A 21109-nucleotide genomic window follows, 5' to 3' on the forward strand; every position below is an offset into this window, starting at 1 on the left:
CCACAAGGGAAAGCCCGTGCACGCGTCTTACTGACGCGTGTGCCACGGTGGAAGAGCCCCTTCGAAAAGTGAAAAGGCTCGACTCAGGAAACTGTTGAAGCGAGCGGCATCACGCCGCAGCCCTGCCTGTTGACCACCAATCAGGCACAGATGGGCCACCCGACCAATCACTTCTGCTTCGCCTGGCATAGGGACCAAGCGGCGGCTCGTCCGTATCGCGAAGTCCAGTCGTCTTGTGTCAACACGCTGCTGAAACTCGCCTACCAACGGATCGTGCAGCGACCAGGCGCGGATGGAAACCTCCCGCCCAGGTTGTTTCTCAGCGGCAATACTCAAGTAGCGTTTCAGGACTTCGCCCGCGCTACGACCCTGTGCCGCATAAGTGAGCATGCGCTCCGTGTAGTCTTCTTCCCAAGCGGCCAGCAAGGTGCGGACAAAGTCTTCGCGATTACGGAAATGGTGATAGAACGATCCGCGGGTCACATTCAATCGGCGCGATAGACTCTCGGCCGAAACACCACTATGTCCTATTTGGTCGAGGGCCTCAAAACCAGCCGCGATCCAATGGTTGCGAGTTAATTTTCCCACCCGTTATTTCGCTCCATGTTTAGCGCCATACAGACTGTGTATGGCGCGCAACCGATTGATACGCTGCGAACACCAGCAAAGATAGCCGTTGCGTTTTGCACGCTAGCACTTTTCATGGAGCTCGCCTTGAAGAAAATCGTTCTGGTTGCTTTCGACCAATTCACTGATATCGACCTATTCCTGATGTGGGACATTTTGGGCCGCAACACTGAGGACTGGCACGTCCGGATATTGGGTTCCAGCGCTATCGTGCGATCGGCGCATGGCCTGCCTGTTTCGGTGCACGGTCCGCTTTCCGAGGCCAATAGTGCCGACGCGGTATTGTTCGTCAGCGGCAAGGAAGGGATACCCGCTGCACTTGCCGCCCCGGATTTCCTGCCGTCGTTTGAACTTGACTCCAGACGCCAGCGAATCGGTTCGATATGCGCCGGAGCGTTCATTCTCGAACGGCTTGGGCTGCTCAGCGGCCAAGCAACTACACATCCGGATGCACGATCGAGCTTGCAAGCTCTGGGACTTGAACCCGTGGACCAGCCTCTTGTATGCCAGGGGAACGTTGCAACTGCTGGCGGATGCCTTTCGGCGCTCTATCTGGTGGGATGGCTGGTTGAATCCTGGTTCGATGTCGGCAAGCGCCGAGCGACGTTGCTCCCTGTTTTGCCAGCTGGGCAGCAAGAGCTCTATGATGCGTTGATCGGGCTCAGCATCCGACAAGGAGCGTTATACGACAAACCATCGCAACAAGAAACGCGACATGGCATGTCATCTAATTGGTAGTTGGAACTCAGGAGAGATCCCCGATGCCCCGAGAATTTGAACTCATTATGTCCGTGCCAGTACCCTCGAGGTCCGGCATCACCCACCTTTACGAGTCGATGAACCTGGCGGACGCTTTTGCGATTCGGCTCCCGGCGGGCACCTCCAGCAATCCAGATGTGCTGGCTCGATTCATCCTTTCCCACCAGCCATCCTGGATCGGATGGCTCATGAAAGTCCGAGACACTATCGTTGCCTGTTTTGGTATCAAGACAGCCAGACATTTGGCAACGCTTGCTGATCGGATTCAAATCTTCAAGGTCTACAGCTCGAACCAGACTGAAATCGTGTTGGGAGAGGACGACAAGCACCTCGACTTCCGGATATCGATCCTGTGTTCTGGAGAGGCAGAGCCAGAAGGCAGTCGCCAACTCGTTTTTTCAACCGTGGTCCATTGCCACAACCGTCTAGGCCGGGCCTACATATTCGTTATTGCCCCATTTCACCGCTTGGTTGTTAAGGCCAGCCTCCTCCGTGCAGCGCGCATCGGTTGGCCTCTGGCTACCGGCTCCGAAGGCTGAGAGCAAGGTCGCGTAGTAGTACAGGGTGGCAAAAAGGCAGGACGACGCTATAGAAAGAACGACACCTTTGAACAAGGGGCCTCCACTTATTAAGGGAGAATTGAAGATCAGCCAGTCAAATGGCCCAGGGGGGCACTGGGATGAACTTTGACTCGATCCATTGTTTGAAGGCGACGACCACGGCGCTGGGAAATTTGGCCGATGGCCTGACCAAGTAGACTCCACCAGCGGTATCCAATTGCCAGTCAGGAAGAACATGCAGCAGTTTTCCGGCTGCAATATCACTACTCATCAACCAGTCACCGGCGCCCAGTATTCCCGCATCCGCTCGGGCCGCCGCAAGTAACGACTCGCTATCATTGGCCGTCAGGTTTCCTTTGGGTGAAACCGTCTGAAGCTCATTACCTCGATGAAGTCGCCACTGAGGAAAAGACGCAAGGCCGCTGAAGCGAAGGCAATTGTGCTTGACCAGATCCTGAGGCGTTTCAGGCATGCCATGCTCTCTGATGTAAACAGGCGACGCACACAATATGCGGCGATGATCACTCAGTTTCCTGGCGATCAACCTGTTGTCTTCCAACTCTCCAATTCGGATGGCAGCGTCAAAACCTTCATCAATGATATCGACCAGCCGCTCGCTATAGTCTGCAAGGATTGAGACGTGAGGGTAAGCCTTGAGAAACTCCGGCAGCATCGGGCCAAGCCAACGCCGTCCCATGGCTGCGGGCAGCGCAAGCCGCAAAGTTCCTCGAATTTCGCTGGCACCCTCCGCTGCTTGCTGCTGCGCTTCATTCATCAGTTCGATGGCGGAGCGAAGACGCTGCTCCAGCTTGGCACCTACTTCAGTAATTCGAACCTGCCGGGTTGAACGCTCCACCAGCCGAACACCAAGGCGCTTTTCCATTGAGGCGAGTCGTTTCGAGACGACCGTAGGGTGTCGCTGCAATAGCCGACCAGCCCCGACAAATGAGCCTTGCGAGGCAACGGCCAGAAACGCAGCGATTTCGTCACTGTATTGATTATTCAGAACATCAAGATTCATGGTTTTAGAATGATCGCCCCGGATGAACGCCCCGACTCCAGGTCGGCATGCGCCAATGCTGCGTCAGCCAATGAATAGCTCGCCCAGATCCGGGGTTTGATAATACCCGCAGCTATGGCTGCCAAGACATCCTTTGCTCGTTCCTGGTACTCAGCGGCACTTGCCGTATGGGCTGCCAACGAAGGACGCGTCAGGTACAGCGAGCCTTTGGAATTGAGTGTTGATAGCTCCACGGCAGACGGTGCACCGGATGAAGCTCCAAACGAGACCATCAAACCCCGTGGCCGCAGACTATCCAAAGACGCCTGGAAGGAAGCGCGCCCTATGGGGTCATAGACCACGTCGACCTTTCTACCCTCGGTGATACGAGCGACGTCCGATGCCAGGCTGTCAGCGTCAAACACCAAGACTTCATCACAGCCCAACGCCTTGGCTTTTTCGACACTGGCCGACTTTGAAACTACGCCGATTACGGTCGCACCTAAATGCTTTGCCCACGGCACCATAATTTCCCCCAGTCCTCCAGCCACACCATAAAGAAGGATGGTTGTGCCATGCCCTACGGGATAGGTGCTCTTCAAAAGGTACTGTGCTGTGAGGCCCTTGAACATGACGGCTGCGGCATCATCAAACGACAGTGCATCCGGAATTTTGACCAGTCGCGCCGCCGGATAAAGCCGGGCCGAAGCATACGAACCAATAGGCCCGGTGGCATAAGCGACGCGATCCCCAACTTGCACATTGCTGACACCGGCACCCACAGCGGCGACACGCCCGGAGCCTTCCAACCCAAGTCCAGATGGCAACGCGATGGGCACTGCGCCCTTACGTTGGGTTACGTCGAGAAAATTGACACCAATCGCTTCTTGCTCAAGCCAAACGTCGCCTTGCCCTGGCAATTGTTCGCTCAGTGTCTCCAGGTTCAGTACTTCAGGATTGCCAAACTGGTTAAACCGGATCGCAGATACCATGGTCATTTCCTCTTCATCCAGAAGCTGCCTTCACATTGATGCCTCTAGTGTGAGAACTGCCCCCGTAATGAACAAGACTGGTTTATTGCAGATCATTAATGCACAGATTGCAGCAATAAAATCGATAACACCACGCGTTTTTCGCGTAGATCGATGGCGGGTGTGTAGCGGTTGTAGAGACGCCAAAGATCATTGCAGAGCGTCTGCTTCGGAAAAACGTGGTCAGACCATGTTTAGGATAATGGTGGTCTGGCCCCGGTTTCCCCACGGGGCGCATGATTGGCGGCTGTATGATTTGGATCGACTCAAAGGTGACTGTGGGGACAGGCAGAAATCGGCCAGAAGCGGTCGGTGAAACAGGGTCGCTACGATCTCCATAAATGGGGAATTACACCCACGCAACCGGGCGTTTACCACCTGATTTGAGGATTATTCCCCACTCACCTTTTCTCTAACTCGAAACGCCCGGAAGCAGTTTATTAATTAAGTTGAACTTTTTTCGCTCTATTGAAATGGCTCATTAGTTGCACCGCCCCCTCGTACCCGCAATAGCTGTCGTCCCGGACATCATGCAGACGACAGGGCTTGGCAGATTCGGCATGACAGGAGGGGTGAAAAATGAAACGCGCGACACCACCATGCCGCTCCGTCGCCTTGCTGCTCGGGTCAAGGCTGCGCTGTCCGATGCGCCTTACCCTGACCACCGCCAACGCCATGCAACTGGATGATTTCGGTCCGCCACCACCGGCGGCCCCTTCGGCAACTACTAACCCGCCGGCCGCCCCAAAGGCCGCGCCGGATGCCTTGCTGACCTTGCTGGCCGGACATCATCCCGCCATCCGTCAGCCTGTGGACGGCGACATCACCGGCCACCAGTTAGCTGTTCGCCTTGATTGGCACGCTGTTCATCCTGCCGGTGATTCTGATGTACACCTTCAGGAACTATTGGGTGTTTTGCGCAAAAGTGAGGATTGGTGATGTCTTCCACTGTTAAATCAATTGCTCGAATCACGAATAGGCTGATACCCCGTTATAAGCAGGTCGCTCATTTGAGCCTGATGTTTATAGCGTTGCTAATTATGTTGGCGTTGAGCACTTTCGTAGCGATGGAGTTGCCCCTCGGAACGCTCTGACGGTGGATGAGGCCGATCGCCCTCCGGACTGAACCACAGTGTTACCCGTAACGACCCGAACCGAAGTGAGAAAATCCCCCTTCGCTCAACCAGAAAGCCCCCACACTTGAGCCGAGTGCGGGGGCTTTTCTTCGAGCACGAAAACCAGTCGCGCCTACCCGGTCTACCTAGACCTGCGTCACTAGTTTGAGACCTTGAGTTCAACACGCAGCTATCGGCCAATTTGAGCCAATGCTGACCGACAGCCTGGGCTGCTTGAAGACATTCGGGTATGAGCAAAGCGTGGCACAGTTTCCGGGGATATTTCGACGTCGTAGCGTCGCCGCGGCAAGGAGTTTTAGTGAGTTGGCATGGCTGGGGGATAGCAGTTGCGAGAGAAATAAATCTCATTCGCCATTTTTATGACGCTCGTCTGAAAATCGTCGGATAAATGGCGCTTCGCGTTGAGCTTTTACCTTCCTGACCTAGGCTCAAGCCATGTGGGAGGAGGTGCAGTCCATGCGCAAATTATTGATTGGCTCGTCGATGCTGGCCTGTCTGATGGTGCTTGGCGGCTGGTTGAGTCGACCACAGCCGTTGCCGGTCAGGCTGCTAGAGGTTGAGCGGGGACCGGTGGAGACGCTGGTGGCCAACACTCGCGCGGGTACGCTGAAGTCCTGTCGACGCTCGCATCTGTCCTTCAATGTCGGCGGCCAGGTTGCCGAGTTGCTGATCGGCGAGGGCCAGCGGGTTCAGCCGGGGCAGGTGCTCATGCGCCTGCGACAGGACGAGCAACAGGCCCGGCTGCAGGAGGCCGAGGCGCGGCTGGAGGCCCAACGCAACGCCCGCGAACAGCGCTGCCAGCAGGCTAATCTGGACCGGCGCGACCTAGATCGCCTGGGCCTTCTGGCCGACCGCAAGCTGGTTGCCGCCGATCGTCTCGATCAGGCCGAGACCAAGGCTCACCTGGCGAAGCTGATGTGCAGTGCCACTGCCGTGCTGATCCGCGAGGCCGACGCCAGCCTGCAGTTGCAGCGTTCACTGCTGGAGCAGACGACCCTGCGTGCGCCATTCGCCGGCATAGTCGCAGAAATCAACGGCGAACTCGGCGAGTTCGTCACCCCTTCGCCGCCGGGTATTCCCACGCCGCCGGCGATCGACCTGATCGACGACAGCTGCCTGTATGTCGAGGCGCCGATCGATGAGGTGGACGCTGCCCGGGTTCGCCCCGGAACCGCCGTGCGGATCAGCCTGGATGCCTTCCGTGGCCAGCATTTCGCCGGCCGCGTCAGCCGCATCGCGCCCTATGTGCGTGAACTGGAGAAGCAGGCGCGCACCGTCGATGTCGAGGTGCGCTTCGACCAGCCGCCGGCCGATCTGGTCCTGCTCACCGGCTATAGCGCCGATGTCGAGATCCTCTTGGAGCAGCGCGCACGTGCTTTGCGCATCCCCACCGAGACCCTGCTGGAGGGGCAGCACGTGCTGCGATATGACCCGACCACCCGGGTGTTACGCGAGGTGGAGGTGCAAACCGGGTTGAGCAACTGGCGCTGGACCGAGGTGCTCGCAGGGCTGGACGAGGACGCGCGTATAGTCGCCAGCCTCGAGCAGGAAGGGCTCAAGGACAACGTGGCGGTGATCCCGGTGGATGCGGCGGAGACTGAGCAATGATCCGTCTGCGCGGCGGTAGCCGCAGTTTCCAGTTGGGCGAGCAGCAGGTGATGGGGCTGGACGGCCTGGATCTGGACATCGCCGCCGGTGACTACATGGCGGTGATGGGCCCGTCGGGCTCGGGCAAGTCGACCCTGCTGAACATCCTCGGTTTGCTCGATGCGCCGAGCGCCGGCGAATACTGGCTGCAGGGCGAGGCCACGGCGACGCTGAGCGAGGCGCGGCGCGCCCAATTGCGCAGCCAACTGATAGGTTTCGTGTTCCAGTCCTACCACCTGATCGCACGGCTGACTGTGCTGGAAAACATCGAGCTGCCGATGGTCCTCGCTGGCATCGGCGCGGCGCAACGGCACAAGCGCAGCAGCCAATTGGTGGCGCGCCTGGGGCTGGGCGAGCGCATTGCCCACCGCCCTGCCGAGCTGTCCGGTGGTCAGCGCCAGCGCGTCGCCATCGCCCGGGCGATGGTCATGCAACCGGCGCTGTTGTTGGCCGACGAGCCCACCGGCAATCTCGATAGCCAGGCCGGCGCCGAGGTCTTCAGCCTGCTGGAGGAGCTCAACGGCGAGGGCCTGACCCTGATAGTGGTGACCCACGACGCCAGCCTGGGCGCCCGCGCGCAGCGCCAGTTACACATGCGTGACGGGCGGATCCACACTGCTGCGCCGCAGCGGGCGCTGACCTGATGCGCGCTGCCGATGCCCTGGGCTTCTGGCTCGGCGCCTTGCGTGGGCATCGCTCGCGCAGCTTGATGCTGCTGCTGGCCATCTCTATCGGAGTGGTTGCGGTCAATCTGCTCACCGGTCTCGGCGCAGGGGCGCGGGCCTTCGTCCTGAACGAGTTCTCGCTGCTCGGGCGCGACATCCTGATCGTTTTCCCGGGCCGCAAGGAAACCACGGGGCGCATGCCGCCGCTCACCGGCCTGACGCCGCACGAATTGACCTTGCAGGACGTCCAGGCCATCACCCAGTTGCCGGGCATCCGCCGGGTCGCGCCGCTGCAGGCCGGGCAGATGGAGGTGATAGTCGGCAACCGCAATCGTGAGGTGCTGACCCTGGGCACCACCCGGGACTTCTTCGCCATTCGCCAACTGACGGTCGTCCAGGGCCAACCCCTGCCGGCGCTGGACCCTGAGCAGGCCGAGGCCGTCTGTGTGATCGGCGGCAAACTCCGGCGCGAGCTATTCGGTGCGCGCCCGGCCCTGGGTGAATGGTTGCGCGCCGGCGACCGGCGCTTCCGGGTGGTCGGCATCCTCGGTGAGCGGGGCGAATCCCTGGGGATGGATTTCGCCGAGATGTTGATCATCCCGGTGGCCAGTGCCCAGGCCTTGTTCAATCGCGAGGGGTTGTTGCGGGTGTTTGTCGAGGTGCGTGGTCCGAGCTTTCTCGACCGTAGCAAGCGGCTGATACTCGCCGCGCTCAAGGAGCGCCACGAGGGTAAGGAAGACATCACCCTGATCAGTCAGGACAGCCTGCTCAGCGCCTTCGACGAGATACTCGCGGTGCTGACCCTGGCAGTGGCCGGGATTGCCGCGATCAGCCTGCTGGTGGCAGGCATCCTGATCATGAACGTGACCTGGATTGCGGTGAGCCAGCGCAGCGCCGAGATCGGCCTGCTCAAAGCCATAGGTGCGACGGCGGCGCAGCTGCGCCTGCTGTTCCTCGGCGAGGCGGCGTTGCTCGCACTGACGGGGGCGCTGGCGGGGCTACTTCTGGCCGAAACCTTGCTCTGGCTGGGGCGCCTGGCGTTCGATCTGCCGCTCTATGCACCCTGGTGGGCGCGGGCTAGCGCAGTGCTGCTGGCACTCGGCACGGCGCTGCTGTTCGCCTGGCTGCCGGCCGCTCGGGCCTCGGCGCTGGAGCCGGTGGCGGCGCTACGCCCGCCGGGAGCGCACTGATGCGCTGGCAAGATGGTTTCCGGCTGACCAGCTCGGCGCTGACCTGTCGCCCCTTGCGCAGCCTGCTGACCCTGCTCGGGGTAGCGATCGGGATAGCCGCTGTGGCGCTGCTCACGGCCATAGGCGAAGGCGCGCGCGGCTATGTGCTGGAGAACTTCTCGCAGTTTGGTACGCGGATCATCACCGTGCGCCCGGGCAAGACCCAGACCAGCGGCCTCGGCGGTCTGCTCGGCAGCGTACGGCCACTGACTATCAGTGATACCGACGCCCTGCGGCGCTTGCCGCATGTCGAGGCGGCGGTGCCGATCATTCAGGGCAGCGGGGATATCCAGTTCGGTCAACTGAGCCGGCGCAGCGACATTCTCGGTGGCGGCCATCAGCTGGCGCAGACCTGGCGCATGCAACTGAGCCTGGGCGAGTTCCTGCCCGTGGCCCGTGACGGTCGTTCGCCGCCCTATGTGGTGCTCGGCCATCAGTTGCGTGTCGAGCTGTTCGGTGAACGCAATCCGCTGGGCGAGCTGATCCGCGTCGGGGGCGTGCGTTTCCGGGTGATAGGCGTGATGGCGGAAAAGGGCCAATTGCTCGGCTTCAACCTCGACGATATCGCCTACATCCCGGTGGATTGGGCCGAAAGCCTGTTCAACCGCACCGGGGTGGTCAAAGTCCATGTGGTGTTCGGCGCCGGCACCACTTCGCGGACGTTGAGTCGGCAGATTCGCCAGGTGCTCGGCGAACGGCACGGCGTGGAGGACTTCAGTTTGAGCACCCAGGACGACATGCTGCGCAGCTTCAACCGCGTTCTCGGCACCCTGAGCCTGGCCATCGGTGCCTTGGGGGGCATTTCCTTGTTGGTCGGTGCCGTCGGCATTCTCACCATCATGACTACCACTGTGGGCGAGCGCACGGCGGAAATCGGCCTGTTGCGGGCGATTGGTGCCAGTCCGCGGCAGGTGCTCGGGCTGTTTCTCGCCGAAGCGACACTGCTGTCCCTGGCCGGTGGTCTGCTTGGTCTGCTGTTGATGGGCCTCCTGCTCGGACTACTGCATCTGGCCATGCCGAGCCTGCCCTTGGCGCTGCAGCCGCTGTTTCTGCTGCTGGCGCTGCTGCTGGCGGCGGTGCTCGGCATTCTCGCCGGCCTGGCTCCGGCACTGCGGGCGGCCCGCCTGCATCCGGTGGCGGCTCTGCGCAGTGAATAGCGGCCAGGCCAATGAGCCTGACGGGCTAGCTGTACGCTGCGTGACGATAACGCCGGCGCTGGGCCGGTGATTTTAATTGGTTGGCAGCGGCAAAAACTGAGTGCAACACCTGACCGCTTCGGTAGGGTGTTGCCATGTTTTATCACGAACTCAGCGTTGAAGAGCGCGTCACGATCCATTTCGTTAACCTGGGCGACATTTCCTATTGGTTTGCCTTGTGGTCGGGTGGCAGTGTTTGATAAAGCAGGTAGACAGTGGGGGGCGAGTCCATACATAAATAAGGGCAGGATTTTCACCCGCCCTCCCCCCGATTGCCTAGCCTCGCAGGAAAGCGAGCAAATCGGCATTGATCGTATCGGCGTGCGTTGTAGGCATTCCGTGTGGGTAGCCCGAGTAGGTTTTCAGCGTGCTGTTCTGCAAGAGACTGGCTGACAAGGGCCCGGAGTTTTCATAAGGCACGATCTGATCATCATCACCATGCATCACCAGCACGGGGATCTTGATGCTCTTCAGATCGTCGGTAAAGTCGGTCTGGGAAAAGGCTACGATCCCGTCGTAATGTGCCTTTGCGCAGCCCATCATGCCTTGGCGCCACCAGTTCAGGATGATGCCTTCAGACGGTTTGGCGCCCGGGCGGTTGTAACCGTAGAAAGGTCCCGCTGGAACGTCGTGGTAGAACTGTGCACGGTTGGCTTTGAGCTGGGCCTGCAAGTCATCGAAAACCGACTTCGGCAAGCCACCTGGATTCGCCGGGGTCTGCACCATCAGCGGAGGCACGGCGCTGATGATGGCGGCCTTGGACACTCGGTCTTCGCCGTGGCGAGCAATGTAATGAATGACTTCACCACCGCCGGTGGAGTGCCCCACATGGGCTGCGCCCTGCACGCCAAGATGGTCGACTACGGCCGCGACGTCATCAGCATAGTGATCCATGTCGTGGCCGTCCCAGACCTGGCTGGATCGCCCATGACCGCGTCGGTCGTGTGCAACCACCCGGTAGCCGTTCGCCAGGAAAAATAGCATTTGCGCATCCCAGTCGTCCGCGCTGAGCGGCCATCCGTGATGGAAAAAGACCACTGGGGCATCGCGTGGTCCCCAGTCTTTATAAAAGATCTCAACACCGTCCTGCGTAGTGACATAACCCATGTTCGCATCTCCCGAATGAAATGGAGGCCATGACCAGAATCGTGTACTGATCGTGCCCCTTGTTGAACAAGTGCAGCCCACCCCATAGGCGGTTCTGAGACGGGTCCTGGTCCGGCTTTCGCCTATCCCTGCATTCCATGGCGTTTGAGCAACGCATGACATCCGCGCCGCTTGGCCACCAAATCACTTTAGGTTTAAAGTCAACTTTAAGGTCAATGGTTTTCTGGGGGGAATATGAGAATAGGCGAACTGGCGAAAATCAGCGGATTGGCGCCTTCACGTATCCGTTTCTACGAAGCGAGCGGCCTGATTAAATCTGTCGTGCGCAAAGCCAATGGGTATCGGGACTACGCACCTGACACAGAGTGGGTTCTGGAGATCATCACGGGCGCTCAGGCGGCGGGGTTTTCATTGGAAGAAATCCGACAATTACTGCCGATGAATGCGAACGGTTGGCAGCATGAAGAGTTGCTCAGCGGGCTCAAACGCAAGGTTGAGGAAATCGAAGTCCTGCAGCAACGGCTGGCCCAGAATAAAGCGCAACTTCTTCTGGTTATCGAGGGCATTGAAAGCAAGCCGGAAGGCATGGGTTGCGTGGACAACACGCAGTTGTTATTGCATCGCCTGCGGGAGGAAGGTGTAGCGCCAGCACCGCGCGGCCGTGATACCGCATCGTCCAAGTAAGGCGTCACCTGTCAGGCTTTTGAGGCCTGACAGATTTTTGCCGGCAGGTTTAGTTAGTGCGTGTCAGCCAGTGCCGCCAACGGCTTCGGCGCGTAGAGCGCACTTTGGAACGCTGGCACGTATTCGTACTTCATCATTTTCCCCAGCTTCAAGGAGCGGATGTAGTTCGACAGGCTGCCGTCGCCCAGCGTGAGGGTTGCCGAATCCTCGTTTCTGCTGGAGCCATGACTGAGCTGGCGGGAAACAGCATATCCATAGGCTAACCGGCCTTGGTGATCAAGATTGGTGAAACTGCTGGTGACGATATCGACGTCACTGGACAGGTCGTCGAGCTTCTGCGCTTTGAAGGACACGTCCACTTTGCCCGTCTCGCTATCGGTAATGTCATAGACCACCGATTGGGCATCTTCTTTGCGGTCAATCCCCGTCAGCCATTTCGGCAGGTTGTAACCGACGACACCACGAACCCTCGCAAGCTCTGTATTGACCGGCAACTTGAGTACATAACCCCAGAAGTCTCCAGACATCGACTGGCCAATCAGCGTGAACGGCCCCAGATTGGCTTTGCCCGGTTTGTTGGTGATGATCGACACCGCGACTTCGTTATAGGCGTCGTTATCGCAGTGCTCATAGGTGTATGCGGTAAACGCAATCAAGCCTCGACCAGGCCAGATTTGCAGAGGCTGGGCGGTTGCCAGAACTTCGGGTGGCATCAGTGCCCGGAGCTTGTCCAGATCTGCCGTATAGACAGCCGTTACGCGACTGTTCTGGTAGTAAAAGTTTGGCGAGAACGATTCAAAGCCTATGTCGACCTTGTTCTTCTCCAACCCTTTGAACCAACTCAAATCAACGCCCGGTACTTCTGCTGCAATCACCGACAAAGGAGGGTTGGAGCGAAAGCGATCGTACAAACCGCCCTTGACGACGGGTACCTGGTGACCGGCGATATCGATCATGGCTGTGTCGGTCGGGCTGGGCATTTCAGGCATCCCCGCCAACGCATGGTTGGCGAACGTGTTGAACAGCAATCCTGTTAAAACGGCGCTTGCGAGTTTCAATCTGTCTCTCTCCAGGTGATTGCATCTGCTTGATGGCGTCGGCCAGGGCAGGCTTCTGAGGCCGGCTTGAAATCACCTTAACGTTAAACTAAACTTTAAGGTCAAGCGCTGGAAAGGCAGATTTTCAGTTTGTTCGCAGCAGCGTTTTCAACGTGCCATCGACCAGGATTCAGCGATTCGCGATTGAGGGTTTTGGCCCTTCATCGGTGATGGCAAATGGAGTGAATGGCTCACCCGCCTGTCCTCAACCTGATGAGTCCATATACAGACGCCCAGAAGCTCAACCGCGGACCAAATAGGCCCCTGGCGGAACCCGATGTCGCAGCTTCTTGCATTTACCGGGTGCGGGCTGATGCCCAGGCGGGCGATCCGGGAACCAGATTCGGCATTTGCCCGGCGGCGGCCAATGGCCGCGGGGAATCTCGACCACATCGTTTGTACCCGCAGGCTCGGTGGAAGCCATTCGCATGTTTCCTTCGGGCCCCGGCCTGCCAACCATAGGCGAGTCCAATACCGGCGCTGCCTCTGCGCGAGCGAAACTGCCAGCGTCGCGCCCGGCATTCTGAGCAGGTTGTTCAGCAATGCTGTTCTCTTCTTCGCTGCGCCTCTGGGTCTCCACTGCCGGTTTGTTCAGTACGGCGACCCTGTCTGCGTTGGCATTGGGTGGGATACCGGAAGCCTGGGCCCGCTGCGCAGCCTGTATCAATTGCAAGTTGCGGTTACGTAACTCGACGTTACGCCCCACCCGAATGTTCGAGCGCATCGCCAAGGTTTCAGCCTGCTGGTACTGCCCCTGCTGAAGACGCAACACACCGAGGTAATGCAGCGTCGCCGGATTGTTCGGCTGGATATGCAGGGCCCGTTCCAGCGTGGCGGCAGCCTGGTCCAACTGGCCATTTTCATACTGCCGCGAGGCCGTTTCGATCAAGGTGGTTGATGCGCTGTTACTTTGCGCTGTCGGTCTTCGCTCAGCAGCCACCGAATAAAGCGACGCGCTGGCGCAGAACACCAGAATAAAACCTGTCAGAAAACGTTTGGTTGGCATCAGCGGGCGAACTCGATTGATCTCTCGTGGCACGATCGTACAACCGACCACAGCACTCGATACAGGGCTCCAACTGACCTGCCCGGCAGCCTGAAGTTCCCGCTGCAACGGCCCCTGTAACCCGTGTGTTTTTTGCCACCCCATCACTAAGCGTGAAGGTTGATGCAACTTAAAAGCGCTGGTGATATCGACCTTGAGCTGCGCACCGATCCATGGCCGGGGCGGCACCTAAAACGGACTGGCTACACCAATCAACTGTAGGAGCCGGCTTGCTGGCGATGGCGATGTGTCAGTCAACGCATGTATTGGCTGAACGGACGCTATCGCCAGCAAGCCGGCTCCTACAGGGATTCGCGTGTGCTTTTGATTTTCGCCACTCATCAGGTCGAGCGTTAGCTCGCCTTCAGCTTTTGATCTGAGCGCCCCTCGAGGGCATGCCGAGCCACAGCGAGGCTCAAGCGGGCAGGCTACTTAGACATGACACCAATCAACTGTAGGAGCCGGCTTGCTGGCGATAGCGGTGGGTCAATCGACACATCTGTCGCCTGAAAGGACGCCATCGTCGGAACGCCACCCGCAGCAAGCCGGCTCCTACAGGGGGAACGTGTGCAGACGCCGGTAGGCCGCTTCGCCCCCCATCCATTAGACAAAGCTCACCATCAAGCCACACGCTCAACCGTATCCGAACCGCTCTTCTTGCCTGCGCCACTCCAGCGCACCAAAACGAATCGAACAACTTTGTTCCACCCATACGCGACCCCGATGCCACCTACGACGGCAAAGACCACCGCAAATACCGGCAGGTCAACAATATGCCGGGCCAGGGACTGGAATTGAAAATGCGTCAGATAAATAAACAGCGTTGACGATGCAACTAGCGCAAGCCCCCGGGCGATGAGACCTGGCACCGGAATTGACTTGACCCAAATCAGAGAGAGAACTGCAGGGATGGCGATATCAACATAATCCTTCGCAACTTCCTGCGCCCCCGTCCCGAAGATTGCCAGAAGATCCTCCCCACCCATCACAACCACAGCAACCGCACTGACGATCCACTTCTGGGCACTTGAATGAGCGTAGTGAACGGCCATTCCAAGCACCATGACTGCAAGATAATGCTGTGGCACGCGGTTATAGAGCGGTGACGCGTCAAACAGAAACGCACTGATCACAATGTCGGCCACGGCCAATGCACATGCCGCCAGAACAAGGCAGCGAAACGGGTTCGCAACAATGATGTTCCTGACGCGCTCGAACGACAGAACAAACCCGATGATGACAATCATCTGCAGGAGCACTTCAACATACCAGTAGGCAAAGCCGCCCATCATCGTCGGTGGAAACCAGTTGGAGATCAGCAACATCGTTTGCCAATGAACCTGGTCGAACAGTATCTGATTCAAAAGTGTGTAAAGGAGGGTCGGCACCGCAATAAAGACCACTGACCTGACCAGCGTACGCACATTGCCGCGTTCATTGATGGCTTGAAACTGGAACCTCGCCAGACTGATACCCGAGATCAGAAACAATACCGTTGTCTCCCCTACCACTGACCAGGTCGAGAACAGATGAAGATGCCCAATGACAATCAGGATTATCGAGATAACACGTAAAAGGACAGGGACTTCCATTGCCCTGATGGCCAGCTTTGAACTGCTGGTTTTACCGGCCAACCCACACAGTTCATGTACGGGTGTCATTTCCCATTGATCGGGCAGATGGCCGATCAGTTCTTCAAGCACCATTGAGGCCTGAACGAACGACAGCGAATCCCCTCCCAGCTCGACAAACGTCAGGTTTGCGTCGATGCGCGGGACTTGGAGTATTTCGGCCCAAGCCTGTGTCAGTTTTAACGCAAGCGGCGATAGATCCCGATCGGAATGGTTGGACGCCGCCTCTGTGTTGGCAGCTATCCGCGGCAGCGCCCGCCTATCGATCTTTCCGTTCGGCGTCAGTGGAATCGCATCCAGAAAGACGAACAACGCCGGCACCATGTATTCCGGGAGCCGAGTGTTGAGGTGCTCACGCAGTTCACCCGTTGAAACAGCGTTGATTGAAACGCAATAGGCCACCAGCCTGACCTGCGCGTTGTCATTGACGGCAAGCACAACGCACTGCTTTATCAGCGGATGTTTCGAAAGTGCGCCTTCGATTTCAGCCAGCTCAATACGATGTCCGCGAATCTTGACCTGACTATCGCCCCGCCCCAGAAAGCTGACTCTGCCATCTGAAAGATAAGTCCCAAGGTCGCCGGTTCTATAACAAATGTCGTTCTCGACATTCGTAAACGGATTCACCACAAACTTTTCCCGGGTTTGCGCGATGTCCTCCCAGTAACCCTGCGCCAAGTAAGGGCTGCGTATCAGGATTTCTCCGACCTCACCTTCATGCACCAATTGACGGGTGTCATTCACAACCAGCAATTGCGCGTTTTTAATGCCTCTACCCAGTGGAATCCTGGAATTGTCGGCTTCAGGGTCGACGTGGTGGTACGCCATTGCCTGAGGCGTTTCCGTCGTACCGTAAAAATTGACACTGACGGCATTGGGGGCGATCACGCACATTTGCTCGAACAGCGAAATGCCTAATGCATCGCCCCCCCAGAACAAGTATCGAAGCGCGTTGAATCTTGCACCCTGAAGTGTTGCGCCGGTTCCTATCAGCCTTCCCAACGGCGGCGTCAGATGAATAATCGAAATGGCATTTTTTTGTATCCACGCCGCCAATGCCACAGGGTCTATGACGGTCGACTGTGCGGGAACGATAACTTTTGCGCCAATCGACAGCGGGGTAAATACATCCCGGTACACAGGGTCATGCCCCAGCCCGGACAGCAGCGAAAAGCAATCGTCTTTTGACAAGGAATGGCGCTGGGTATGCCACTCAATGAAATGCACCAGCGGCGCATGAGTGGCCACGATGCCCTTCGGTTCGCCAGTGCTGCCCGAAGTGAAGGTGATATAGGCCGGCTGTGCAGGGTCGACTTGCGGCAAGGCATGTTGGTGAAAGGCGAACTCACGCAATGAATCGGCGGGGTTTTCCGCAATGCTGACGATCCGTGGAGCCGAACGCCCGGCCTCCAGGTGTTCGGAATCGAGATCGACGGTGGCCCCACCGCAAAGCAGGACAAAGGAAGGCTTTAGCACTCGGATGATTTGCCCGATGCGCGCAGGTGGATACGCAACGTCGGCAACGGTGAACGTCGACCCGGCACGCAAGGCGCCGAGCATTGCATAGACCAACCCCGCACAGCGATTGGAAACAATAACCACCCGGTCGGATTCGGTCGCGCCATTGACCTTCAGGAAGGACGCAATGCCATGGCTTATCTGTTCAAGCTGACGATAACTGCACGTCGCGTCGTGAGAGACGACCGCAATGGCGTCAGGCGAGCGCTGCGCCTGTTGCAAGAAGTCCATGAATATCGGGCGATCGGCACAATACTCCAGATTAAGCGTCGGATTTGGGCGATGATCCTGCATCTTGGATTTATGCTCCGCATGATCTGTACGAGGTTAACGTCGTGATCCGGAAATGCAGACTGAGGTTAGTCCCCCTCACCTCAGTCTGCTACCTTTCCCCCGTTCATTGCGTACCCGGCATCCTGGAGACATCGCATGCGCCCTCTTCGCACCATCGCCCGCCCCTGGCTGCAATCACTGCTGTTGCTGGGCAGCGTCCTGGCGGGCATGTCCAGTGCCGAGCCGCGACCCGGGCACATGGTCTATCTGCGCGCGATTGATCCGAGCATCGAGCAAGACATTCGCTACGCCAGCCCCCACAACTTCACCGGTCACCCACTCGACGGTTATGCCGCCGCCGAATGCCTGTTGACGCTGGACGCTGCCAGGGCGCTCGCCCGGGTACAAGCGTCGTTGCGTGCGCAAGGCTACGGTTTGAAGGTGTTTGATTGTTATCGACCGAATCGGGCGGTGGCCGATATGGGCCGCTTTGCCACCGAACCGGGCGACCCACGCAAGGCCGAGTTCTACCCGCGTGTGGACAAGCAGGACTTCTGGCGCCTGGGGTATGTGGCGCGGGTGTCGAATCACTCCAGAGGCTCGACCGTGGACCTGACACTCACCGGGCCCAAGGCATTGCCCGCCAGCGCCTGGACGCCCTCGGCCACGCAGGTCGATTGCACCGCCCCCTACGATCAGCGCTGGCATGACGGCGCACTCGACATGGGCACCGGCTTCGATTGCTTCGATGAGCGGGCGCATACCGCCAACCCGACGATCAATGCGACCGCGCAGGACAATCGCCAGCGGCTCCGCAGCGCCATGGCAAAAGAAGGCTTCTCCGGGTACTCGAAAGAATGGTGGCACTTCACTTATGGCAGCGCACAGGCACCGAACAACGTGATGGATTTCCCCATCACGCCGCTCGACGCCAATGCCGCACTCGACGCCAGCCATCAACTGATTGTGGTCACCACAAAAAACTGGGATGACCTGCAAGGCAGCGCCCAGCGCTATGAACGCGACGGGAACACCTTCCGCAAATATGGCGAGGCGTTTGCGGTGGTGGTCGGCAAAAACGGCATGGCCTGGGGCAAAGGGTTGGACAACGTTGGGCCAGGCGCAGAACCCGTCAAACACGAAGGCGATGGAAAAGCGCCGGCCGGGATTTTCACGCTGGGAACAGCGTTCGGTTACGAGACCAGCGCCGACACGAAACTGCCCTACCTCGCCCTGACAGCGACCACCGAATGCGTGGACGACAGCCATTCCGGACACTACAACACCCTGGTCGACGGCGCCGCGATGCCCAAGGACTGGAACAGCTCAGAACGCATGCGCAGCGAAGAAGGCTATCGAAAAGGAATTGTCATCGAGCACAACACACCGGCATCCCCCGCCTCGGGCTCGTGCATCTTTTTCCACATATGGCGTAGCCCGACATCGCCGACGGCGGGTTGCACAGCCATGGATCAGGCGGACATCAGCCGATTGTTCGACTGGCTCGATCCGCAGCAGTCTCCCCTGCTGGTGCAAATGCCCGAGGCGCAATACGAGCACGTTCGCGAGCGCTGGAACCTGCCGGAACGGTGACCGGTCAGCCCTGCTTCAAATCCAGGCAATACGTGTAGTAACCCGTATCGCGCACATAGCCCAAGGCTTCATACAACCGCTGCGCACCGTGATTGTCCGTGGCGGTTTCCAGCACCAGGCCTTTGGCGCCGCTCAACACCGCGAAGTCGCGCGCGGTGTTCATCAGCCGCGTTGCGACCCCGCGCCCTCGGGCGGCAGGCGCGGTGAACAGGTCACCGAGCAGCCAGGTGCGATGCGCGTCGATAGACGAAAAAGTCGGGAACAACTGGACGAAACCCAGTGCTTCGCCGTCGGTGTCCCGGGCGAAGAAGATCACGGACTCATCCCGGGCAATGCGCTCGGCGATAAAGTGGCGGGACTGATTCAGGTTCGAGGGCTGGCCATAGAACCCCCGATAGGCGTCGAAGAGGCTGGCGACTTGATCGATGTGCGTTGCGTCGGCGCGATGTACCTGAACATCCATCTCAATGGTCTCCGTGCGGTTCACGACTCATGGTAGTAGTACAGCTTGTTGATGATGACCCAGCGATCATCGATCTTCAGTAGCGACAGGTAATCGGTAAACCTCATCCCCGCATAATCATCGATGATTTTTACGGCGGCGGCGTCGCCTGTTATGTCCAGGTCAATCACTTCCCAAAAAGGCTTCACCTCTTTTGCCGCCGGGCCTTCGGTTTTGATCGCGTCGACAAACTCATCAAGGGACAGCCATTCAAGCGCTTTTTGGAAGTGACCGATGATGCGACAAGACGGATGAAATGCTTTTCGCAACGAGGCTTCGTCAGCGAAGACCATACCCTCGACATAGTGTTTGACGGCTTCTTTGACAGACTCTTTTTCCGCGGAATCAGTTGTCATGTCTCACCTCCACTTCTGCTAACGCATTCTGGATTGTTCGCAAGGGCGCCCGCGAACGATCAGGTCGTTTGGTCGAACGGATCTTGCGGGCAATGTCCACAAACGGCGTGACGATCAGGCTGTAAACCGTCAGGTAACGCTCAGAATCCTGCTCACCGGTGCCGAACCGCAGGGCTTCGGGTTTCGACGTGGTGACGTAGAGCGTGCCAAACATCCAGTCCCACAATGACAGGTTGATGCTGAAGTTCTTGTTGAAATGGTGCGGCGCGTCGCTGTGATGAATCTGGTGCTGGGCCGGGCTGTTCAGCACATGTTCGAACACCGGGCCGAACGACAGCCAGACATGACTGTGACGCAGGTTTCCCACCAGCCCGTTGAGGATGAACACCAGCCAGGTCACGCCGAACAAAGTATAGCGGCTGATCTCGCCGCCGCAGGCATACCAGAAGACGCCGGCATAGGCGCCGATGCCGATGATCGTCGAGAGCTTTTCGACAATCTTTTCCACGAAATGAACCCGGCTGGCGGTCGCTGGAACCAGCACCGGCGCCGAATGATGGACCTTGTGGAATGCCCACAGCCATTTGGAATGGAAGGCGCGGTGCGCCCAGTAGGCCATGAAGTCTTTCACCAGGAAAACGCCCAGCCCGTAGAGCAAGGACAGTGAAAGATTCTGCTCCACTTGCACCCGCGCGCCCCACAGGTTGGTGAAAAAGGCGATGTAGTCTCCGGAGCGCAGGACGAGCGGGTCCACCAGACCGACAATCGGCAACACCAACGCCACTTTCAAAATCGCCCGCACGAAGTAGTAGCGGTAATCGAGCAACGCCGAACGATGGAAATACACCCGACGCCCGCCGATGAACTGCCCGAACGACTGCGCGTCGGTGAGACCTCGATGTTTCCTGAACCGGAACAGGGCGTAAGCGATGCTGTAAGACGAGAACAGAAACAGTACACCCATGCGCCCATTCAGATCGAAAAGGCCCAGGAACTGGCGAGTGACGGGCTCGATCACCCACTCGGTCAGGCCGTTAAAAAGCAGCACAAGGGCATCCACCAGGAGCTTGCCTCCCTCAAAGAAAAGGTATTGGAATTTAACCGCAACAGAGAACGGTTCTTAAGTGTAGATTGAGTTCAAGCCTCTGCACATCCCCCTACTCAGAGATTGGATCTGCTTCCTCGCCACAGGATTTGCGGCTGACGTAAAGTCGCGGGACTTTCCGGAGGCTCAACATGAGCGAACCCACCCCCACGATCTACCTGTCCGATACATCCGACCGGGCGCTGTTCGACCGGATCGCCGATGAATTGCAGGTTTTCGATCAGGAAAAATCGATGGGTACGCCCCCCAATCCGTAGGAGCCAGGCTTGCCGGCGAAGGCGTCCGTGAAATCGCCATCGCCGGCAAGCCGGGCTCCTACAGGTTTTGCGTGAACCCGCCATCCCGGAC

Annotated in this window: 19 protein-coding genes and 1 pseudogene; 10 read left to right on the forward strand and 10 right to left on the reverse strand. The window is 58.5% G+C overall.

Annotated features, from left to right (window positions below; all coding sequences use genetic code 11):
* Nucleotides 1–27: 27 nt before the first annotated feature.
* Complete coding sequence (locus KGA97_RS15640) at nt 28–588, reverse strand: TetR/AcrR family transcriptional regulator (RefSeq protein WP_223481051.1); 561 nt, start codon at nt 586–588, stop codon at nt 28–30.
* Between the two features lie 126 nt (nt 589–714).
* Between KGA97_RS15640 and KGA97_RS15645 the strand changes: the two genes are divergently transcribed.
* Both KGA97_RS15645 and KGA97_RS15650 read left to right on the forward strand, forming a co-directional pair.
* A complete protein-coding gene (locus KGA97_RS15645; RefSeq protein ID WP_223481052.1) occupies nt 715–1365 on the forward strand; it encodes a DJ-1/PfpI family protein in 651 nt (216 codons plus the stop codon).
* 23 nt (nt 1366–1388) lie between these two features.
* Nucleotides 1389–1925 (forward strand): DUF2867 domain-containing protein, encoded by a 537-nt coding sequence (locus KGA97_RS15650; RefSeq protein WP_223481053.1) that lies wholly within the window; start codon nt 1389–1391, stop codon nt 1923–1925.
* Nucleotides 1926–2040: 115 nt separating this feature from the next.
* Here the strand turns inward: KGA97_RS15650 and KGA97_RS15655 are convergent, their stop codons facing one another.
* The gene (locus KGA97_RS15655; RefSeq protein WP_223481054.1) at nt 2041–2967 is read right to left on the reverse strand and encodes a LysR family transcriptional regulator; all 927 of its coding nucleotides are present in this window, start codon (nt 2965–2967) and stop codon (nt 2041–2043) included.
* Complete coding sequence (locus tag KGA97_RS15660) at nt 2964–3938, reverse strand: quinone oxidoreductase family protein (protein WP_223481062.1); 975 nt, start codon at nt 3936–3938, stop codon at nt 2964–2966. The genes KGA97_RS15655 and KGA97_RS15660 overlap by 4 nt, the downstream gene beginning before the upstream one ends.
* Nucleotides 3939–4755: 817 nt before the next feature.
* Here KGA97_RS15660 and KGA97_RS15665 point away from each other — a divergent pair.
* From KGA97_RS15665 to KGA97_RS15685, 5 genes and pseudogenes are all read left to right on the forward strand, one after another.
* A pseudogene (locus KGA97_RS15665) lies at nt 4756–4932 on the forward strand (ubiquinol oxidase subunit II); the annotation flags it as partial.
* Nucleotides 4933–5569: 637 nt separating this feature from the next.
* A complete protein-coding gene (locus KGA97_RS15670) occupies nt 5570–6721 on the forward strand; it encodes an efflux RND transporter periplasmic adaptor subunit (protein ID WP_177318176.1) in 1152 nt (383 codons plus the stop codon).
* Nucleotides 6718–7404 (forward strand): ABC transporter ATP-binding protein, encoded by a 687-nt coding sequence (locus tag KGA97_RS15675; protein WP_008033381.1) that lies wholly within the window; start codon nt 6718–6720, stop codon nt 7402–7404. Before KGA97_RS15670 ends, KGA97_RS15675 begins: the two co-directional genes overlap by 4 nt.
* A complete protein-coding gene (locus tag KGA97_RS15680; RefSeq protein WP_223481055.1) occupies nt 7404–8615 on the forward strand; it encodes an ABC transporter permease in 1212 nt (403 codons plus the stop codon). The genes KGA97_RS15675 and KGA97_RS15680 overlap by 1 nt, the downstream gene beginning before the upstream one ends.
* Nucleotides 8615–9811 carry an ABC transporter permease gene (locus tag KGA97_RS15685; protein ID WP_223481056.1) on the forward strand — a complete coding sequence of 399 codons (1197 nt, stop codon included), beginning with the start codon at nt 8615–8617 and terminating at the stop codon, nt 9809–9811. Before KGA97_RS15680 ends, KGA97_RS15685 begins: the two co-directional genes overlap by 1 nt.
* Nucleotides 9812–10126: 315 nt before the next feature.
* Here the strand turns inward: KGA97_RS15685 and KGA97_RS15690 are convergent, their stop codons facing one another.
* A complete protein-coding gene (locus tag KGA97_RS15690) occupies nt 10127–10957 on the reverse strand; it encodes an alpha/beta fold hydrolase (RefSeq protein ID WP_223481057.1) in 831 nt (276 codons plus the stop codon).
* Between the two features lie 234 nt (nt 10958–11191).
* On the opposite strand from KGA97_RS15690, the gene KGA97_RS15695 reads away from it, so the two are divergent.
* Nucleotides 11192–11641, forward strand: a complete 450-nt coding sequence (locus KGA97_RS15695) for a MerR family transcriptional regulator (RefSeq protein WP_223481058.1) — start codon at nt 11192–11194, stop codon at nt 11639–11641.
* Between the two features lie 53 nt (nt 11642–11694).
* Here KGA97_RS15695 and KGA97_RS15700 read toward each other — a convergent pair whose 3' ends face one another.
* From KGA97_RS15700 to KGA97_RS15710, 3 genes are all read right to left on the reverse strand, one after another.
* On the reverse strand, nt 11695–12699 hold the full coding sequence (locus tag KGA97_RS15700; RefSeq protein ID WP_192418680.1) for an acetoacetate decarboxylase (ADC): 1005 nt from the start codon (nt 12697–12699) through the stop codon (nt 11695–11697).
* 280 nt (nt 12700–12979) lie between these two features.
* Nucleotides 12980–13744: a tetratricopeptide repeat protein gene (locus KGA97_RS15705; RefSeq protein WP_223481059.1), complete on the reverse strand. Its 765-nt coding sequence runs from the start codon at nt 13742–13744 to the stop codon at nt 12980–12982.
* Nucleotides 13745–14403: 659 nt separating this feature from the next.
* The gene (locus KGA97_RS15710) at nt 14404–17226 is read right to left on the reverse strand and encodes an amino acid adenylation domain-containing protein (RefSeq protein ID WP_223437960.1); all 2823 of its coding nucleotides are present in this window, start codon (nt 17224–17226) and stop codon (nt 14404–14406) included.
* 135 nt (nt 17227–17361) lie between these two features.
* Here KGA97_RS15710 and KGA97_RS15715 point away from each other — a divergent pair, with 135 nt between their 5' ends.
* Nucleotides 17362–18798: a M15 family metallopeptidase gene (locus tag KGA97_RS15715; RefSeq protein ID WP_223481060.1), complete on the forward strand. Its 1437-nt coding sequence runs from the start codon at nt 17362–17364 to the stop codon at nt 18796–18798.
* 4 nt (nt 18799–18802) lie between these two features.
* Here KGA97_RS15715 and KGA97_RS15720 read toward each other — a convergent pair whose 3' ends face one another.
* From KGA97_RS15720 to KGA97_RS15730, 3 genes are read right to left on the reverse strand one after another with little or no spacing between them, the layout of a single operon-like run.
* Entirely contained in the window at nt 18803–19261 is a 459-nt protein-coding gene (locus tag KGA97_RS15720) for a GNAT family N-acetyltransferase (protein ID WP_192227350.1), read from the reverse strand.
* A gap of 20 nt (nt 19262–19281) precedes the next feature.
* The gene (locus tag KGA97_RS15725) at nt 19282–19656 is read right to left on the reverse strand and encodes a nuclear transport factor 2 family protein (protein ID WP_008029461.1); all 375 of its coding nucleotides are present in this window, start codon (nt 19654–19656) and stop codon (nt 19282–19284) included.
* A complete protein-coding gene (locus KGA97_RS15730) occupies nt 19646–20716 on the reverse strand; it encodes a sterol desaturase family protein (RefSeq protein ID WP_223415922.1) in 1071 nt (356 codons plus the stop codon). Before KGA97_RS15730 ends, KGA97_RS15725 begins: the two co-directional genes overlap by 11 nt.
* Nucleotides 20717–20892: 176 nt before the next feature.
* On the opposite strand from KGA97_RS15730, the gene KGA97_RS29460 reads away from it, so the two are divergent.
* Entirely contained in the window at nt 20893–21018 is a 126-nt protein-coding gene (locus KGA97_RS29460; protein WP_263288008.1) for a hypothetical protein, read from the forward strand.
* The last annotated feature ends 91 nt before the right edge of the window (nt 21019–21109 follow it).

This window comes from Pseudomonas sp. BF-B-15 (assembly GCF_019946675.1).
GTDB classification, from domain to species: Bacteria; Pseudomonadota; Gammaproteobacteria; order Pseudomonadales; family Pseudomonadaceae; genus Aquipseudomonas; species Aquipseudomonas migulae.